This window comes from Lactobacillus sp. WILCCON 0058 (assembly GCF_057198005.1).
In genome coordinates this window covers 173,337-191,138 of record NZ_JBUBHM010000001.1, presented here as the reverse complement: position 1 = coordinate 191,138, position 17,802 = coordinate 173,337, and the positions used below count along the sequence as shown (strand labels likewise).

Annotated in this window: 16 protein-coding genes and 1 riboswitch; of the genes, 8 read left to right on the top strand and 8 right to left on the bottom strand. The window is 51.1% G+C overall.

What is annotated here, in order from left to right; translation table 11 throughout:
* Window positions 1–19: 19 nt before the first annotated feature.
* From ACYVUU_RS00930 to ACYVUU_RS00920, 3 genes are all read right to left on the bottom strand, one after another.
* Window positions 20–1,012, bottom strand: a complete 993-nt coding sequence (locus ACYVUU_RS00930) for a ribose-phosphate diphosphokinase (protein ID WP_484500878.1) — start codon at window positions 1,010–1,012, stop codon at window positions 20–22.
* A gap of 102 nt (window positions 1,013–1,114) precedes the next feature.
* Window positions 1,115–1,774, bottom strand: a complete 660-nt coding sequence (locus tag ACYVUU_RS00925; protein ID WP_439776119.1) for an alpha/beta fold hydrolase — start codon at window positions 1,772–1,774, stop codon at window positions 1,115–1,117.
* Window positions 1,758–2,594, bottom strand: coding sequence for a glycosyltransferase family 2 protein (locus ACYVUU_RS00920; RefSeq protein ID WP_484499680.1), 837 nt, complete (start codon window positions 2,592–2,594; stop codon window positions 1,758–1,760). Before ACYVUU_RS00920 ends, ACYVUU_RS00925 begins: the two co-directional genes overlap by 17 nt.
* Before the next feature lie 168 nt (window positions 2,595–2,762).
* Between ACYVUU_RS00920 and ACYVUU_RS00915 the strand changes: the two genes are divergently transcribed.
* Entirely contained in the window at window positions 2,763–3,719 is a 957-nt protein-coding gene (locus tag ACYVUU_RS00915) for a DUF1002 domain-containing protein (protein WP_439776120.1), read from the top strand.
* Between the two features lie 87 nt (window positions 3,720–3,806).
* On the opposite strand, the gene ACYVUU_RS00910 is transcribed toward ACYVUU_RS00915, so the two are convergent.
* Window positions 3,807–4,580, bottom strand: a complete 774-nt coding sequence (locus ACYVUU_RS00910) for a ribonuclease H family protein (RefSeq protein WP_484499679.1) — start codon at window positions 4,578–4,580, stop codon at window positions 3,807–3,809.
* Window positions 4,581–4,672: 92 nt separating this feature from the next.
* Complete coding sequence (locus ACYVUU_RS00905) at window positions 4,673–6,052, bottom strand: IS3 family transposase (protein WP_484499678.1); 1,380 nt, start codon at window positions 6,050–6,052, stop codon at window positions 4,673–4,675.
* A 61-nt stretch (window positions 6,053–6,113) separates the two neighbouring features.
* Between ACYVUU_RS00905 and ACYVUU_RS00900 the strand changes: the two genes are divergently transcribed.
* On the top strand, window positions 6,114–7,058 hold the full coding sequence (locus ACYVUU_RS00900; RefSeq protein ID WP_484499677.1) for an alpha/beta hydrolase: 945 nt from the start codon (window positions 6,114–6,116) through the stop codon (window positions 7,056–7,058).
* Window positions 7,059–7,060: 2 nt separating this feature from the next.
* A complete protein-coding gene (cls, locus tag ACYVUU_RS00895) occupies window positions 7,061–8,524 on the top strand; it encodes a cardiolipin synthase (protein WP_484499676.1) in 1,464 nt (487 codons plus the stop codon).
* A gap of 73 nt (window positions 8,525–8,597) precedes the next feature.
* On the opposite strand, the gene ACYVUU_RS00890 is transcribed toward cls, so the two are convergent.
* On the bottom strand, window positions 8,598–9,080 hold the full coding sequence (locus ACYVUU_RS00890) for a hypothetical protein (protein WP_484499675.1): 483 nt from the start codon (window positions 9,078–9,080) through the stop codon (window positions 8,598–8,600).
* A 116-nt stretch (window positions 9,081–9,196) separates the two neighbouring features.
* Between ACYVUU_RS00890 and ACYVUU_RS00885 the strand changes: the two genes are divergently transcribed.
* The gene (locus ACYVUU_RS00885; RefSeq protein ID WP_439776125.1) at window positions 9,197–9,895 is read left to right on the top strand and encodes an NAD-dependent protein deacylase; all 699 of its coding nucleotides are present in this window, start codon (window positions 9,197–9,199) and stop codon (window positions 9,893–9,895) included.
* Here ACYVUU_RS00885 and ACYVUU_RS00880 read toward each other — a convergent pair.
* Window positions 9,882–10,253: a DUF488 domain-containing protein gene (locus ACYVUU_RS00880; protein WP_484499674.1), complete on the bottom strand. Its 372-nt coding sequence runs from the start codon at window positions 10,251–10,253 to the stop codon at window positions 9,882–9,884. The genes ACYVUU_RS00885 and ACYVUU_RS00880 overlap by 14 nt on opposite strands.
* 82 nt (window positions 10,254–10,335) lie before the next feature.
* Here ACYVUU_RS00880 and ACYVUU_RS00875 point away from each other — a divergent pair, with 82 nt between their 5' ends.
* The 4 genes from ACYVUU_RS00875 to ACYVUU_RS00860 all read left to right on the top strand — a co-directional run bounded on the left by ACYVUU_RS00875 (window position 10,336) and on the right by ACYVUU_RS00860 (window position 14,543).
* Window positions 10,336–10,962: a DNA-3-methyladenine glycosylase gene (locus ACYVUU_RS00875; protein ID WP_484499673.1), complete on the top strand. Its 627-nt coding sequence runs from the start codon at window positions 10,336–10,338 to the stop codon at window positions 10,960–10,962.
* Between the two features lie 99 nt (window positions 10,963–11,061).
* Window positions 11,062–11,237, top strand: a riboswitch (Lysine riboswitch).
* 119 nt (window positions 11,238–11,356) lie between these two features.
* Window positions 11,357–12,940: an ABC transporter substrate-binding protein/permease gene (locus tag ACYVUU_RS00870; RefSeq protein ID WP_439776128.1), complete on the top strand. Its 1,584-nt coding sequence runs from the start codon at window positions 11,357–11,359 to the stop codon at window positions 12,938–12,940.
* A gap of 3 nt (window positions 12,941–12,943) precedes the next feature.
* Complete coding sequence (locus ACYVUU_RS00865) at window positions 12,944–13,705, top strand: amino acid ABC transporter ATP-binding protein (RefSeq protein WP_439776129.1); 762 nt, start codon at window positions 12,944–12,946, stop codon at window positions 13,703–13,705.
* A gap of 358 nt (window positions 13,706–14,063) precedes the next feature.
* Window positions 14,064–14,543 carry a hypothetical protein gene (locus ACYVUU_RS00860; protein WP_484499672.1) on the top strand — a complete coding sequence of 160 codons (480 nt, stop codon included), beginning with the start codon at window positions 14,064–14,066 and terminating at the stop codon, window positions 14,541–14,543.
* Between the two features lie 74 nt (window positions 14,544–14,617).
* On the opposite strand, the gene ACYVUU_RS00855 is transcribed toward ACYVUU_RS00860, so the two are convergent.
* On the bottom strand, window positions 14,618–17,443 hold the full coding sequence (locus tag ACYVUU_RS00855) for an EAL domain-containing protein (RefSeq protein WP_484499671.1): 2,826 nt from the start codon (window positions 17,441–17,443) through the stop codon (window positions 14,618–14,620).
* Window positions 17,444–17,802: the final 359 nt, after the last annotated feature.

Here is a 17,802-nt window from a genome sequence, read left to right as displayed (position 1 = left end):
TCTCCCGTTTGATCGCGCCTTAGTCTTTGGTGAAGCGGTTTTGTTCATCAAAAATGTCGTGAATTGAGCGATCGTTGTAAATATGGTCAATCCCCTTGGCCAGGAGGCGGTCAACTGAGATCCGGACCATCCGGTCAGGATACTTTTCATGCTTGATGGTATCCGTAACCACGATTTGTTCCAGCGGCAAGCCGTTCAAGATCTTGATCGCGTCTTGTGACAGCAAGGCGTGGGTGGCAGCCGCGTAGACCTTGGTCGCGCCGGCAGCGAAGACTGACCGGGTTGATGAAGCCAGGCGGGTGCCAGTGTCGATCAAGTCGTCAACGATGATGCACTTCTTGCCCTTGACGTCACCGATCATGTCGTGGACGCTGTCATCGTAGCGGGCCCCGCGCTGGTCAACGATGGCGATCGGCGCGTTGAAGTACTGGCCGAAGACCCGGGCCAACTTAGTGCCGCTGTGGTCTGGTGAAACAACGACCACGTCGTCGTCATCCTTGGCCGCGATCCCGTTGTCCAGGAAGTACTGGCCCAAAAGCGGCATCGCGTGCAGGTGGTCAACCGGCACGTTGTAGAAGCCCTGGATTTGAGAAGCGTGCAAGTCGATGGTCAATACCCGGTCGATCCCGGTCAGCTGGAGCAGGTTGGCAATCAGCTTGGCCGTGATTGGTTCCCGGGACCGGGTCTTGGTGTCAGAGCGAGAGTAGGCCAGGTACGGAATCACGCAGTTGACCGTGTGGGCTGAAGCCCGGTGGAGGGCATCCAGGACGATTTCCAGTTCCATGAAGTTTTCATTGACCGGATCTTGAATTGACTGGATGACGAAGACGTCGCAGCCCCGGACGCTTTCCGCGATGTTGACCTGGATTTCACCATCGCTGAAGTGGTGAACCGTCGTTTCGATCAAAGGAACGCCCAGCGTGCTGGCTACCTTTTCGTTCAATTGCGGATTGCCGCCGAGCCCGATCAGCTTCATCGGGTTGAGCAGCTTATGAATTTCTTCTTTTGTAATTGATGTCATCATGAGCCCCTTAGAAACACTCTCATTAATTGAATCTATTGTATCTACAGTAACATTATAGCAAAGGTTCGGCTTTGATCGGCCGTTTTCTCATTATTCCTTGCAAAAATCTTTGATCAGGTCCAAAATCTTCAAGCTGTCCACCACGTAGGAATCATGGGTCTGCCGCGGCATCAAGGCCAGGCGGCCGTTTGGAATCAAGCTGCTGTACCAGCGGACATGTTCGACTTTGACCCAGTCGTTTTCCCCGACCACGCAGAGAACGGGAATCTTGATCTGCTCCAGGCTTTCCGGCTCCATATAAGATTCAGTAAGTTCCACCCGGCTGTCGCGGTCAAAGCGGAGAAAACGCCGGACACCTTCAGTCAGATAGTGGTACTTGTGGATTCCCCGGCCATCAATGAAGACCCCGGCCACGATCGCCTTGCCCAAAATATCGGGCTGCTGGCTGGCCAGCATCAAGGTCACTAAACCGCCGGAGTCGTAGCCAAAGACGTATGGCTGCTCCAAACCAAGCTCTTTGATGAAGACGGCCAGGTCTTCAACTTCGGTCTGGTAGTGTTCAGCCCCGTCGCCGCCACTTAAGCCGTGCCCCCGCATGTCCAGGGTATAGACCGTGTAGTACAGTGACAAAGGAGCAATCACCTTGCTGTACATCCCCCCGTCCAAGTGGTGGCCGTGCAGCAGGATCAGGGGGTGGCCCTGACCGAGCTTTTGGTAGTAAAGATCGACTCCATTAACTTTGATGATCATCTTTGATCCTTTCCCTTACATAACTGCCTTGGTATTCCGAAGTCTGCGGCCGCTTGCTGAGGAGCTTCTTCCACAAGTGGGAAAAAATGCTCTTGTAGATCGAAATGTTGGCCCCCACGATGCTCCAGAAGTGATCCCAGCTGACTGTATGAACCGCGCTGTCGGCCCTTTGCCAGTAATGGTAAAGCGGCACGGAGCTGTAGTAGCAGCCTTCAGTCTGCATGAGATAGTCAATATTGAAAACCTGGTCTTCCATTAGGTCCAAGTCTTCGTTAAAGCGCAGGTGCAGGCGGCGGACCAGCTGGGTCTTGTAGCACTTGTTCCAGGTATAGCCCTTCACCGGCGAGTGGGCACTGCCCAAGACCTTTAAAACAGCCTCAAGCCGGGTCAATTCACCTTCAACTGGCTTAGTAATCGGCACGGACGGCTCCCCTGCTTGATCGACGTAGTAGCCGCAGGTCACCATGTCATCATCCGGGTGGCGGTCAAAAGCCTTGATGAAGTAGTCAGTGTAGTCCGGCTCAACCCAGTCGTCTCCATCATGAAAAATAAAGTACGGCGTGTCGACCATGTCCAGGCCCAGGTTCCGGGCGGCAGCTACCCCTTCATTAGCCTTGCTGACCAGGTCAAAATACTGGAAGCGGTCCTGGTAGCTGGCCGCGATTTCCGCCGTCGAATCAGTCGAGCCATCGTCAATGACCAGCAGCTTGAACTGCTGGTTCTTCTGCTCAAGCAAATAGTCCAAGGCCCGAGCCAGGTATTTCTCTTGGTTGTAGACAGTCATGATGACTGTCAGCTTCAAGTCGGCATTTGCTGGCAAAGCCGCATCCCCCTCTCCAAATCTATCCTTTACATTATATCATCTTCGCCGCGAATCTGCCGCTGGCCCGGGCTTGCTTAAATTTTTGCTAAGAGAGATATCCCCAAAACAAACTCTAGTATAATTATAGGCGGAGCATGAAAACAAAAAACAAGGAGACTTAGCAAAATGAACATGAAAATCAAGAAAATCATTACGGCCTGCGCCCTCTTTTTGGGCTTGGGCCTAGCGGCTGGCAGGGTCTCTGCCGCCGAAGACACCACCCCGGTCATTACCCTGGGGACGTCATTAACTGAAAGCCAAAAGCAAGGCACCTTGGACGTTTTAAAAGGCGCCCTCAGCGACTCCAGCAGCTACAACACCTTGACGGTAACGGGCAGCGACCTGGTTACCTACCTGAACCCGTCCGGCAGCTCCTTTACCTCCTCTTCGGGGGTCTGGTCCAGCGCTGCCATTGAAAAAACCAGCTCCGGCAGCGGGATCAACGTCCGCATCCTCAACTACAACGGGCAAAACAACATCACTACCATTACCGCCAACCAGTACAGAAACGCGGCGGTAACGGCCGGGATCACTGACGCCAACATCTACGTCACTTCCGCGACCCCGATCGACGGTTCCGGCGCCCTGGCTGGGATCTACAAGGCCTACGCCAAGAGCGGGGAGAAGCTGAACCAGAAGCAGATCACCGCGGCCCAGGACGAATTGAACACCTTAAGCGGCATCACCAAGGAAAACAAGGGCAAGGACGGCTACTCCGACGCCCAGCTCAACAATGCCGTGGCCGGGGCCAAGAAGGAAATGGCCCAAAAGGGCTCAAGCATCACGAAGAACCAGATCGTTACGATCGTCAACAACCAGATCAAAAACAACAATCTGACCAACGTGATCACCAACGAACAGAAGCAGCAGATCGTCAACATCCTGGTTGAAATCCGCGACTCTGGTGCCCTCAACTCCTCTTCCTTCAAGCAGCAGGCCAGCCAGGCCATGAGCGCTATCCAGAAGAGCGCCAAGGGGATCTTCGCCAAACTGAATACCAGCGAAAACCGCAACGCCCTGCAGAAGCTCTGGGACGCCATCGTCAACTTCTTTACCAGCCTCTTCTCCAGTTTTGGCAAGTAATGAAGCAATAAAAGTTGGACAATATCTAAAAATTAAAATATTCATGCAAAAAGCCCGCGCCAAGCGCGGGCTTTTTCTGTCTCTGCCTTACATCTGGTCCATGTACTTGTTGAGCAGACCGTCGACAAAGTTGTTGCCGGCACTGTTGGCGTGCCCCTTGACCCATTCAAATTCCGGCTGGGCAAACTTGGCCATTTCCCCGGCGATTTCCTGCCAGAGCTCGCGGTTGGCAACTGCCGACCCATCTGCCTTCTTCCAGCCCCGTCTCTGCCAGCTCTTGATCCAGGCCGGGCCTTGCTCTGTGTCGCTGACGGCCTTGATGACATACTGGGAGTCTAAAGAGAACAAGAGAGGCTGGTTATTTAAGCCCAGTTCTTCCAGCTTCTTCAAGCTTTCCAAAAAAGCAGTCATTTCCATTTCGTTGTTGGTGGCCCCAAAGCGACCGCCGCTGGCGGACAATTTCTGGCCGCCATATTCGATCAAATAAGCCCAGGCTGCCTTGTCGTCTGCCTGTACGTGCCCGCCCTTGTGGGTCCCGTTGTTCCGGCAGCCCCCGTCGGTAAAAATATGGGCGACGTACTTAGAAGCTGACGTAAATTCTTTTTTGCTCTTATTTTCAGCTTGTTTATTTTGCCTTCCGCCCTGTCTGACCCGGGAAATAGCGGCCTGCAGGTCGTCCTCAGCCCCCTGCAGGGCCTTGAGCGAGTCTTCCGGGTCCATCTGCAGGTAGTCCAGGGCCTCCATCATATTGCTGAAGGACTTGTATTCCGCCCCGGAAAAGCCCTTGACCTGCTCCTCTGCCTCCGGCCAACTGTGGTAGATTCCTGGCCGGTAGCCTTTTTTAACAACGTAAAATTTCATCTGCTCCCTCTCTTCTGCTAAAATGGTATGATGTTTACAAAGCAATTGTATCAGAGAAATGATGTGACCCCCAAAATTGGGACAATTTAGTATTACGCCGTTAAGGTTGTTAAAACATGATTCCGATATTCAATCGGGGTCATGTTTTTTCGTCCTGTCTTGATTCTTACGTTGTTGTAGTAATCGATGTATTTGTGAATAGCTTGTTCAAGCTCATTTAAGTCCTTGTATTTATGTTCTTGGCCGTAGAACATCTCCCGCTTAAGAATGCCGAAGAAGCCCTCCATTAAGCCGTCATCAAGAGAATTACCCAACCTGGACATGCTCTGATCGATCCCTCTGTTAGCCAGAGCCGCTTGATATGCTTGGTGCTGATATTGCCAGCCACGGTCTGAGTGGAAAATAAGCCCGTTAAGAGCCGGGTGCTTCTCAAATGCGTCATCTAGCATAGTCATCACTTGCTTAAGGTCTGGGTGCCTAGAAATGTTGTAGGAGATGATTTCTTGGGTACAACCATCGATAATTGGAGAAAGGTAGAGCTTTTGATCTTTAAGATGGAATTCAGTCACGTCGGTAAACCAATGTCTGTCCGGAATAATTGCGTAAAAATTGCGCTTGATTAAGTCTGGCTTGATCTTGCCTTGAACGCCGTAATAGCTGCTGTATTTACGTTTCTTGCGGATTGCGATGGCGAATAAGCCCATCTTTTGCATGAGCCTCTGCACCTTCTTATGGTTGATCTCATAGCCTTCCCGGCGAAGCTGTCCGTAAATTCGCCGGTACCCATAGCGTCGGCTGTGTTCAAGAAAGATCTCTTTGATTCTATCCATCAGCTTCTGGTTACCAGAATCCTTATCAGGCTTATGGATTTGGTAGTAGTAGTTACTTCTTGAGATATGAGGCAATCCAGGGTTGGCATTGATAACGTCGATAATGTACTTAACGCTAAGCCGCAATTCTTGCCTTAATTCAGTGATTGCACGAGCTAATTTTTCTTTTCTTGGCTCTTCCGTTCTTGAATTAAGGCCTCCAATTTTTTTATGTATGCAAGCTCGACTGTAAGCCTCTTTACCTGCTCTTCCAGCTCTTTGATCCGTTGTTTGTCCTTGCTTTTGGGCATTCTTGGGTGGTCTACCTTTCTTCTTGGTAATGACAGTATACCCGTTTTCTTTGAAAGAGCGAAGCCAATTTGCAAGAATTCCTGTATTTGTAAGCCCTAAGTCTAAGGAAACCTGCCTAAGAGCTTCACCACCTAGCAGAACTCTATCAATGGCAGCAAGCTTGAAATCAGCAGTATATTTCTGTTGTGGGCGATCCAAAATGTCTTCGCCATGCTTTTGGATCAAGTCTACCAAATATTGGATTCCTCCGCGCTCCATCCCATATTTTCGGCTGAGGTAGGTGCCTCTTCTATGATCGTCTACCCATTCGTGGTAAATAGCGAGTTTGATTTCTTTAGTGTATTTAGTCATGAAAATAACCCCCGAAATTAGTGTCCTAATTTCGGGGGTCATATCAAAAGGCGGGACAACTGTGCTCTTTTTTAATTCCAAAAAGTATGCTGAAGAAACTGAAAAAAAGCGCGGCAAAAATCCCGACCCCCGGGACCACTCCCTGGCCATGATGTTCTTCTTGGGCATCCTGGCGACCTTTCCGCCTTGCCGGATCTTGCTGAAGCTGCGGGGCAAGCGGGTCAGCGACCTGGCTGAAAACCAGGCAAGCGGCTCTGACCAGGTTCCGATCATCTACGTCCACGGCTTCCGCGGCGGGGACTACACCACTAAGGTGATGGTTGAAGATGCCCTCAAGCAAAAGGGCGACTCCCGCTTCTTGAAAGTAGAAGCTGACTTGACTGGCCGGATCAAGCTGACTGGCTGCTACACTGGTGACAAGCAGCCAATCATCCAGCTGGCCTTCAAGGACCGGATTGCCGGCTACCAGGCCATCAACTACTACCTCAGCTTCATCCTGCCTTTTCTGAGCAAAAAATACGGCTTTACCCGCTACAGCGCCGTGGCCCATTCTTTGGGCTCGCCTTGCGTGGTCGCTACGGAAATGCGCTATGCCAAGCGGAAAAACTTCCCCCACCTGGCCAGCTGCGCTTTGATCGCCGGCCCCTTCAACGGTGTCATGTATTTAGGCGACATCCCCAATGTCAACCGCTTGACTGAAAATGGCCGGCCCAGCGTAATGACCCCGCACTATTCCTATATGCTCCGCCACCGGCGGGACTTCAGCCCCAGCATCCGGGTTTTGAACATCTACGGCAACGTCTTGGACACGACCAATTCCGACCGCTTCATCTCCGTGGTTTCCGCCAAAAGCATCCGCTATATCCTGGCCCCGGACGCGGTCTACTACCAGGAAGTCGAGGTCCGCGGCGACAATGCCGAGCACTCGCAGATGCATGACGAGCCCTTCGTCATCGGCATCCTGGACCGTTTTTTAGGCTTAGACAAAATCAAGAAAGGACTTTAAAAGTGACTGCCATCTCTTGGATCGATATTTGGCACATCATCTTCTTCGCCAACGCCATCCTGGCCCTCTGGACCGTCTTCCACAGAAAACGGTCGGTCGCCACCTCCTGGGCCTGGCTGATCGTCTTGATCATCCTGCCGGTTGTTGGCTTCATCATCTACGGCTTCGTCGGCCGGGGGATTTCCCAGGAAAACCTTTTTGCCATCAACCGGCAAAAGCACATCGGCCTCTCCAACGTGCAAAAAATGATCACCGAGGCCCCGGCTAAAATTGACCAAAATGACACCTCCCCTAGCGCCCACATCTTGATCAAGTACCTGGACAAGGACCAAGAGTCCCCCATCACCAAAAACAACAAGCTTAAGCTTTACACTGACGGGCATGCCAAGTTCCGGGACCTTTTTGCCGACATCAGACAAGCAAAATCCAGCATCAACGTTGAATACTACACCATCTATAACGACGCCATCGGCAACGAATTCCTCAAGCTTTTGATCCAGAAAGCCCAAGAGGGCGTCCAGGTCCGGGTCCTCTACGACGCCTGGGGGTCATTCGGGGCCTCCAAGAGCTGGTTCAAGCAGCTGGTTGACGCCGGCGGGGACGTTTTGCCCTTCATCACTTCAAGGAACATGATTTCCCGGAACCGGATCAACTACCACCTCCACCGGAAGATCGTGGTCATCGACGGGGTTACCTCCTGGACCGGGGGCTTCAACGTCGGCGACCAGTACTTGGGCCGGAAGAAAAAATTCGGCTACTGGCGGGACACCCACCTCCGCCTGGTCGGGTCAGCCTCCCTGCTTTTGCAGGAAAGATTCGTGATGGACTGGAACGCTTCCGCCGTCCGGGAAGAAGAACTGATCAGCTTTGACGAGAAGCTCTTCCCCGATTTGGATGAAAACGACATCTCTAAAGGCGATATGGCTGTCCAGGTTGTTTCCGACGGTCCCGACAATGACGAGCCATACATGAGAAACGGCCTGGTCCGCTTGATGATGCTGGCCAGAAAGCGGGTCTGGATCCAGACCCCTTACTTGATTCCGGACGAAGCCATGATTGCCGCCTGGCAGATCCTGGCCAGCTCAGGGGTTGATCTGAGGATCATGATCCCCTGCATGCCGGACCACCCCTTCATCTACCGGGCAACCCAATGGTACGCCAACCAACTGGTCAAGATCGGGGTCAAGGTCTACACCTACAACAACGGCTTCATGCACGCCAAGACCATCATCGTCGACGACAAGTACGCGACTGTCGGCAGCGTCAACCAGGACTACCGGTCTTATGACCTCAATTTTGAAGACAATGTCTTCGTTTACGACCGGGCCTTCAACAAGGAGATGTCCGACCAGTTTGAAAAGGACATGGAGCAGTCAACCCTTCTGACGCCGGAAATAATCAAGAAGCAGTCCCGCTGGCTGCACGCCTTGCAGAACTTCTCCCGCCTTTTATCACCAATTCTGTAAAAAATAAGAAACAAGAAAACAAGAGAAGATAAAACAAGAACAATTTAGAACAAAAAACGGGTTAGTCAGTTGACTAACCCATTTTTCTTACGTCAATATTTACCCCGCGTTCCAGGCGCTGCATCAAAAAAGAGACCACGTCGCTGGCCTGCTTGTTGAAGCGGAGGTAGTAGATCTGGTGGCGGCTGGTTTCCAGGGCCGCGATCGACAGGTCGCCCACTTCCGGCGGCGCCGCGGTCAGGATCACCTGGCTGATTTCACTGTATTTCAAGGTCCGGCGGAAGTAGCCGCTCAAAACGACCCGCTTGTCGGCCAAGCCTGACGTGGCTTCCAGAATCCCCGTCAAAATAAAGAGGGCCAGGAAGATGATAAAGCCAGGAGTGCCCATGTCCGAATAGCCCCAGCTGGTGGCCCCCAGCCAGACCAGCAGGATTGGCATGATCACCGCCGTCATCCGCCAGCGGGCCCGCATGATCACCGAAGCCTGGCAGTACCAGCTGTAGCCGGCATAGGCCGCCAGCAGGGTGTCGGCGACCAAGTAAAATAACGTGTCCATGGATTCACCTCAAATATAATATCTTCTGAAACTAGTAGCTTAATTATAGCAAATCAAGCGCTTATAATAGAATCAAAAGGCATTAAGCCGATTTTTCTTAAGAAAGAGGCAAAAAAATGGACCAAGCAAAACTTGCTGAATTTAAAGCAGACCTGAAAAAGGCCAAGCACCCCGTCTTTTTGACCGGGGCTGGCGTGTCAACCCACTCCGGCATCCCCGACTACCGGTCCAAAACTGGCATCTACAACGGGGTCAGCGAACCCCCGGAAGTCATCTTGAGCGAGGAGACCCTCTATGACCGGCCCCAGCTTTTTTACGACTTCGTCATGCAAAACATGTACTTCCCGGACGCCAAGCCGAACCTGATCCACCAAAAGATCGCGGCCATCTGCAATGAAAAAGGGGCCCTCATCACCCAAAACATCGACACCCTGGACCGGCAGGCCGGCAACCAGCACGTGACCGAATTTCATGGCAACCTCTACGACATCTACTGCTCCAAGTGCAAGCAAAAGGTCAGCTATGAGGAATACGCCAAGGGCTACAAGCACGAGTGCGGCGGCATCATCCGGCCCGGCATCGTCCTTTACGGGGAAGGCATCAACCCGGACAATGTCAACCAGTCCATCCTGGAAATGCGGCAAAGTGACCTGGTCGTGATCGTCGGCACCAGCTTCGTCGTCTACCCCTTCGCCGGCCTCTTAGGCTACGCGCCAAAAGACGCCAAAATTTGGGCGGTCAACCTGACTGAGATCCCGGCACAAGGGATCAAGCAGCTGATCGGCGACGCCTTGGAAGTTTTTAAGGAAGTTTAGCCAGAGCAGCTTCAGCTGCTTCTTTTAAGACAATGGCCTGGTTGTGCTCTTCATCTTTAGCCCCGTACAAAAAGAGGACATCTTCTTTTTGCAAGAGCTCTTGCAAATGTTCCACGAAAGCCGGCCATTCCGGATTGTCCGCTAATTCTTCCAAGTAATATTGACGGAAGTCCGGATACCGGTCCGGGTCATGCTTGAACCAGCTCCGCAATTCCCGGCTGGGAGCCAGCTCTTTCTCCCACTCGTCCAAATTGGCGGCTTCTTTTTTGACCCCCCGGGGCCAGAGCCGGTCGACTAAGATCCGGTAGCCAGCTGGCTGCTCTTTGGCATAGATACGGACAGTTTTGATCGTTGACATAGATGCACGCTTTCTCTTAAAGATGTTTTTTATTACGGCTTTTACTGTATTTCTTATTTTAGTTAGAAAGATTGATTAAGCAATGGACTACAGGAATTTTTTCACCGGCCGGCCCACCAGCGAGATCTGCCAGGACTTGATCGGCCGCCCTTTTTACTATCAAGCCGGCGGGGAAAAAATCGGCGGCTATATCGTTGAAGCCGAAGCCTACCTGGGGGTAAAGGACCGGGCCGCCCACTCCTTTGGGGGAAGAAGAAGCCAGGCCAACGAGGGCCTGTGGCGGGCAGGCGGGACAATTTACATCTATGCCCAGCGGCAGTACGTCTTTTTCGACGTGGCCTGCCAGGAGGAAGGCAACCCCCAGGGGGTCTTAATCCGGGCCATTGAGCCAGTCTGGGGCATCGACGAAATGACCAAAAACCGGGGCGGCAAAAACGGGGTCCTTTTGACCAACGGACCAGCCAAATTAATGCAGGCCATGGGTATCAAGTCAAGAAAATGGGACCTGGCCCCTTTGGCGGACAGTCCTTTCACCATTGATTTGACTGAGAAAAAAGCGGCTAAAGAGATCGCCGCTTCCCCTAGAATCGGGATCGTCCAAGCTGACCCGGAATGGGCCCAGGCGCCTCTTCGCTATTACCTGGCCGGCAACCCCTACGTTTCTGGCATGAAGAAGCGGGACTGGGCGGAAGATCATGGCTGGGCGTGAATAAGAAAAGCGCTGACAATCGCCAAAAATTCAAAAAGCTAATTTTTTCTTGACATTTTCTTAAAAGTAATTTAGCCTAAATGTAGTTAAAAAATTATCCAATACAATAGAGGTCGCGATCGTTCACAAAAGCAAGGGGAGCTCACTGACAGTGCTGAGCCTTGTCACTAAGGGATATCGCCGAAATCAGCAGGGTAGTCGTGCGCGCTGTTGGTTGGGCTGCAGGAGAAAATTCTGCAGACTGTCCTAGTTTTCTAGGGAGCGCTATAATTTTTGGTATTCATACTGAATTTTACAGAAACAAAGCAAGCCTCATTGTACACGCAATGGGGCTTTTTTGCCGCTTTTTATTGTATTTCATAACTTGCAAAAAGCATATCGGAGGTTTATTCAGATGAAAAAGCACAGCAGCTGGATCAGCGCCTTAATGGCGGCGGTCCTGACGCTTGTCTTAGCTGTCAGTTGGAGCCAGCCGGCGCAAGCCAGCGGCACCTTGAAGATTGGGATGGAAGCCAACTACGCTCCATACAACTGGACCCAGACCACGTCCGCTAACGGCGCGGTCAAGATCGACGGGACCAGCTCCTACGCCAATGGTTACGACGTCAAGATCGCCAAGATCATTGCCAAGAAGCTGGGCAAGAAGGTCATCGTGGAAAAGACCCAGTGGGACGGGCTTTTGCCAGCCCTGACCAGTGGCAAGATCGACTTGATCATTGCCGGGATGAGCCCAACGGCTGAAAGACGGAAGGCCATCAACTTTACCACTCCATACCGGACCACCAACTTCGTGGTCATCGTCAACAAGCAGAGCAAGTACGCCAAGGCCAAGTACCTGACTGACTTCAAGGGGGCCAAGCTGACCGCCCAGCAAGGGACTCTGCACTATGACCTGATCAAGCAGCTGCCAGGCGCTACGCGTGAGCCAGCCTCCAAGGACTTCGCCGCCATGCGGGAATCCCTGGAAGCAGGGACGATCGACGGTTACGTGGCTGAAGACACGGAACTGACCTCCTTCAAGATGGTCGACTCCAACATCACCGGGGTCAACCTGTCCAAGATGAAGGGCTTCAAGGTCTCCTCTTCTGACGCTGAAGTTTCCATCGGGGTCAAGAAGGGCAACGACCAGCTGCTCAGTCAGGTCAACAAGGTTTTGGCCGGCATTTCCACTTCAGAAAGAAACAAGCTGATGAAGGAAGCTGTTCAGCAGCAGCCGCAGACCAACACCAAGAAGGAAAACTGGCTGGTCTCCATGCTGAAGAACTACGGGCAGATGATCCTGGAAGGGATCGGGATGACTCTCTTGATCTCCTTGATCGGTACCATTGCCGGTTTCTTCATCGGTTTATTGGTCGGGATCGTGCGGACTATTCCAGAGCCAAAGAACAAGTTCAAGAAGGGCCTTTTAGCCTTCTGCAAGTGGCTTTTGTCAGTCTACGTTGAAATCTTCCGCGGTACGCCAATGATGGTTCAAGCCGCGGTTATCTACTACGGGATTGCCCAGTTCTGGCACATCAACTTGAACAGAACGGTTGCCGCTTTGATCATCGTCTCCATCAACACCGGGGCCTACCTGGCCGAAGTCATCCGCGGGGGGATCATCTCCACGCCGAAGGGGCAGTTTGAAGCCGCCAGTGCTTTGGGGATGACCCACAACCAGAGAATGTGGAACATCATCCTGCCACAGGCCATCCGGAACTGTCTGCCGTCAATCACCAACGAATTTATCGTCAACATCAAGGACACTTCAGTATTGAGCATCATTTCAGTATCAGAACTGTTCTTCGTTGGTTCAACGATTGCCAGCCAGAGCTTCCAGTTCTTCCAAACCTACCTGGTCATCTCGGTCATCTACCTCTTCTTGACCTTTACGATCACCCGGATCTTCAACTTGATTGAAAAGCACATCGAAGGTCCTGAAAACTACAATATGATGGCCAACCAAGTTCAAGTCGGCAAGCAGGAAGGAGACAAGTAAAAGATGGCTGATTACAAGGACAATGAAACTATTTTAAACGTTCAGCACCTGCAAAAGGCTTACGGTGAACACCAGGTTTTGAAGGACATTTCTTTTGAAGTCCACAAGGGCGAGGTTATGACGGTCATCGGTCCTTCCGGTGGCGGTAAGTCAACCATGCTCCGCTGCATCAACTTGCTGGAAGATCCAACTGGCGGGAAAATTCTTTTCCATGACCAAAACATCCTGGATGAAAACTTCAACATCCCCCACTACCGGTCCAAGGTCGGCATGGTTTTCCAGCAGTTTGAGCTTTTTGAAAACAAGAACGTCTTGCAAAACTGCATGATCGGCCAGGAACTGGTTCTGAAGCGGTCAAAGGAAGAAGCCAAGAAGATTGCCTTGGAGAACCTGAAGACCGTTGGGATGGACCCCTACGTCGACGCTAAGCCCCGTCAACTGTCTGGTGGGCAGAAGCAGAGAGTAGCGATTGCCAGAGCCATCTCCATGAACCCGGAAATCCTCCTCTTCGACGAACCGACTAGTGCCCTTGACCCGGAAATGGTCGGAGAAGTTTTGGAAACCATGAAGAAGCTGGCCAAGACCGGTTTGACCATGATCGTGGTTACCCACGAAATGGCCTTCGCCAAGGAAGTTTCCGACCAGGTCCTCTTCATGAGCGATGGTTACGTGGCTGAACAAGGCAGTCCGGATGAAATCTTCAACCATCCGCAAAGCGAAAAGACCCAGAAGTTCTTAGCCAACTTCCGTGGCCCGCAAATTTAATGAATGCATAGAAAAAGCAGCCTCACGGCTGCTTTTCTGTTTGCGGAAAATAACGCGATTTAAATTCTTGCGAAGTTCATCGAAAAATTTCAAAAAAACTTTTTTAAACAAATAAGTAAAAATCAAAGAAAAAACAGCTAAATTTATGTTTCAATGCCAAATCAAAGTACTTTAAGAGTATAATTAACTATATGAAAAGTTTGTGAGATGATGAGCTTTTCTTGTTGTGCTAGTGTATTGCTGCGATAGTGCTGAAGAATGATAGGAGTATATGTTTCTTGTGCACGTTTCTTCATTACTAAAAATACTGTAGTGCTATTACACTAACGAGAAAGATGGACTTTGTGAGGTGGAAAGGATGAAAAGAAAAATTGTATTTGGTCTGCAATTAATCGTTAACGTGTATTTTGCTACTTGGCCTTTGCGGTTGATTGTAGATAATTCAGCTAAGTGGCGCTTGTCTGGACCAGCCAATGGCTTTTTTGGCTTCATGGACCGGGTCGCCAAAAGTATTTCTTGGCCGCTCTTTTTAGTCTACCTGCTATTGCTGGTAATGATTGCAGTGGCCGCTCTTTGGACTTGGTTCTTTGAGTGCAAACAAGACACGATAAAACAAGGTTGGCAGAAGATTATCTGGTTTTTGCAATTGATCATTAATGAGCTGGGTTGTCTGGGTTTGACCTCATCATGGACTATGATGCTAGAGTACGACAGTGATCCAGGATGGGCCATTATTGTTGACCTGTTCATGCTTTTTATCATAATTATTTTCGCTTTTGCCTTAACTGAAAAGTTTACTAATCGTGGAGGAGATAATTCTGGATCATATCCATCGTAGCACTAACAACTAAATCACAAATACAAGAAAAGGCTTCCGCGACGCGGAAGCCTTTTGCTTATCTTCTTTCTACCCTACTTGGCCAAGCCTTCAAAGGTGTAGACGAAGGCGTCGCGCTGACTCTTTTGGTCGTGGGCCAGGTAGCGGACCTCCAACAAGTACTGCTTGCCCTTGAAGTTATAGACGCGGCCTACTTGCTCTTTTTCTTTAAGGCTCTCATCCATCAGTTCCAAAAGCGTCTGCTTGAATGGATAATCCTGACTGAGTTGCTCAATGGCGCCTTCAGACGGTTCACCATAGCGGCCCAAGGCCCGCCGGCAGCTCTCATTCATGAAGCTGGCCCGCACCTTATGGTCAGTGCCGCGCTCCAGGATGCAGATCGGCAACTTGATGCCAACAGCTGACTGACCGGTCTGATCAATCATCGGGTCAAACAGCACATTAACCTGGCTGATTTGGTCATAGTAGTGGTTGCTGCAAGGATCCTCCAGTTGGCCGGCCTCCAGCTTTGCCAAAAATTCTTCTTCCGGAATCGGCTTGGAGAACAAGTAGCCCTGCTGGCGCTCGCAGCCAATTTCTCTGAGGAAATCCGACTGCTCCTGGGTTTCCACCCCTTCACAAAGGGTGTGCATCCCCAGCTTTTTGGCCATGTCAACCACAATGGCCAGCAAGGTCTTGACCTTGGACCGGCTGTTAAAGTCCCGCAAAAAGACCATATCGATCTTCAAAAGGTCAAAATCATATTCATCCAAATTATTGAAGTTGGAATAGCCGCTGCCGAAGTCGTCCATCCAGACCTCATAACCGCTCTTATGGAAATTGGCGATAGCCTGCCGCAATTCCTGCGGTTTGCTGGTCACGGTCGATTCCAGGATTTCGATTTTCAGCAGACTGGACGGCAAGTTGAAGTGCTGACGGATTTTTTCAATCTCGGCAAAAATGTCGCAGACCTGGAAGTCCACCCGGGAGAGGTTGACCGAGATCGGCACCAAAGGCTTCTTTTCCTCTCTTCTTCTGGCCAGCATAGCGCAGACTTGGCGGATGATGGATAAGTCCAGCTTGTGCACCAGGTGGGCCTCTTCCAGAACCTCAATAAAGAAATTCGGTCCCAAAACCCCGTACTTTGGGTCAACCCAGCGGGCCAGGGCTTCTGCCCCGCAGATCCGCCCGGTCAAGCTGCGGCTCTCCAGCTGGAAGTAAGGCCGGATCCAGCCCTCGTCCAAGGCTTTTTGGAAGTTCTCCAGGACATAGCCCCGTCTTTCAAATTCTTCCCGGACTTCCCTGTTGTAGACCTGGCAGACAACAGCCCGGTTGTTGTTGAGGTAGCGCAAAGCCCGCTTGGCCTTGTCGACCGCCGTCATCAAACCCTCGCTGACGTCTTTATAGTGGTAGACCCCGGCCCGGATGCTGGCGTCTGTCTCCTTGTTAACCTCATCTGCCGCCTCTTCCAGGCTCTTTACCAGGTCGGGCGCGTCCGTGGCCAAGAGGAAGTTGTCTTCCGCGAAGCGGACCAATACTCCATCCTTAAAAAACTTCTGCAGAATTTGGGCAATCTGCAAGAGAAGCTGGTCGCCCTTCTCAAAGCCATAGCGATTGTTGTAGGCCTGCATGTTACTGACATTGATCAAAACAACAGCAGGCGTATCCCCTTTTTCCAGGCAAGACTTAAGGTAGGAGCGGGCAAAACTGTGGAAGTAGTTGGTGTTGGGCAGGCCAGTCACCTTGTCGACGAAGAAGTTGTTTTCCCGGATTTCCCCATCCAGGTCCCGCTTTTGGTGGTAGACCTTTTCTTCCGCGATCCGCAATTGCGCCGCCAGATCCCCGTCAGCCATGTCCAAGCGGACAGCAGAAGTCACCAGCTGGGGCGAAACAGACAGGCCATGCACATCAGACAGATGCTTGACCTCTTCCTGCATGTCGTCAAAAAAGCTTTTGACCGCGGCGTCATCAGCCAGCTTCACCACGGCCAAAAATTCATCCCCGCCATAGTGGCAGCTGAAGCCGTGCATTTTTTCCGACAATTTCTCAACCGCCTGGCTGACCACAAACAAGACCCGGTCGCCTTCTGACCGGCCATAGATGTCATTGATCGACCTGAGGCCGTTCATATCGATTAAAAGCAGGTAGTATTCACGGCTGCTTCCCCGTCTTTGAATGCTTCTTAGGTGGGTTCTCAGCTTTTCCCGGCCCTTGATGTTGCTCAAGCTGCCCAAAGACACGGTGTCAACCAGAGTTCTAAACTGGTAAACCGCCAAGAACAAGAGGCAAGCCGTGGCCACGTAGGCGTAAAATGGAAAGGTATCAACGTAGATGTCCAGGCCACCGAAGATGACCAGGAGCATCGGCCAGCTGGCCGTGGTCAGGTAAAATTGCCGGATATTTTTGGAAGGGCTCTGCCGGATCCCATTGATGGCCAGACCAATCGCGGCCAAAGAATACAGGAGGGGAACCAGCAAAAGCAGGAGGTTGTAAAGGAGGGTTGGCTGAAGCTTGGCCGTTAAGAGCCTGCCAGGGTTGATCAAGAGAACGAACAGTTCAAAGATCCCATTAAGCAGGGCAACTGAGCAGACCAGCATCCGCTTGGACCGGCTGTCGGCCAGGCTGAATTCCCCACATTGATCGATGTAGAAAAAGACTGCCAGACTGACAAAGTCCAGCATCCACAGCTTATACGTCCCGGTAAAAAGCAGACCTGCCTGGCTGGCTGGCAGAACCCCGCCCGTTTGCAGCTTGTCCAGGGCGTCGCCTAAAAAATAAAGGGTTTCACTGACCAGCGATACCGCCAGCCACTTTTCTCTTTTGCCATAGTTCGTAATTGGCTTTAAAGCGCCGGTCAAGATCAGCATGATTGCCATGCAGAAGAATTCCCCCAGCGCGTAAAGCAGAGCCGTATTTGTCATTTTCCCGCGATCCCCTTTAATCTAAAAGTTGCCTACCTTAATTTGTCCTTTTTACCTTTAGATTATAGCCCATATTTGCTTGAAAAAAAGTTTTTTTGAGCTGATAGCTTATTAAATTATAGCTGCAACGCTATCTAGTTATAAAAGTAATTTTAACAGCGTTTTCCGAACAATTATTTTATTATCTGTCTAAATCCCGTTATAGCGGCTTTTATTCAAAAGTTTCAGTAGATATTATAATAAAAGCAAAATTAAAAAGCTGACAATTATAAACAAAATAGTACACCCTTGCTTGTGGCCCAGAAAACGAAACAACGCCAGCCGGCTGGCTGACGCTGCTTGAGAACTGTTTGCTATCA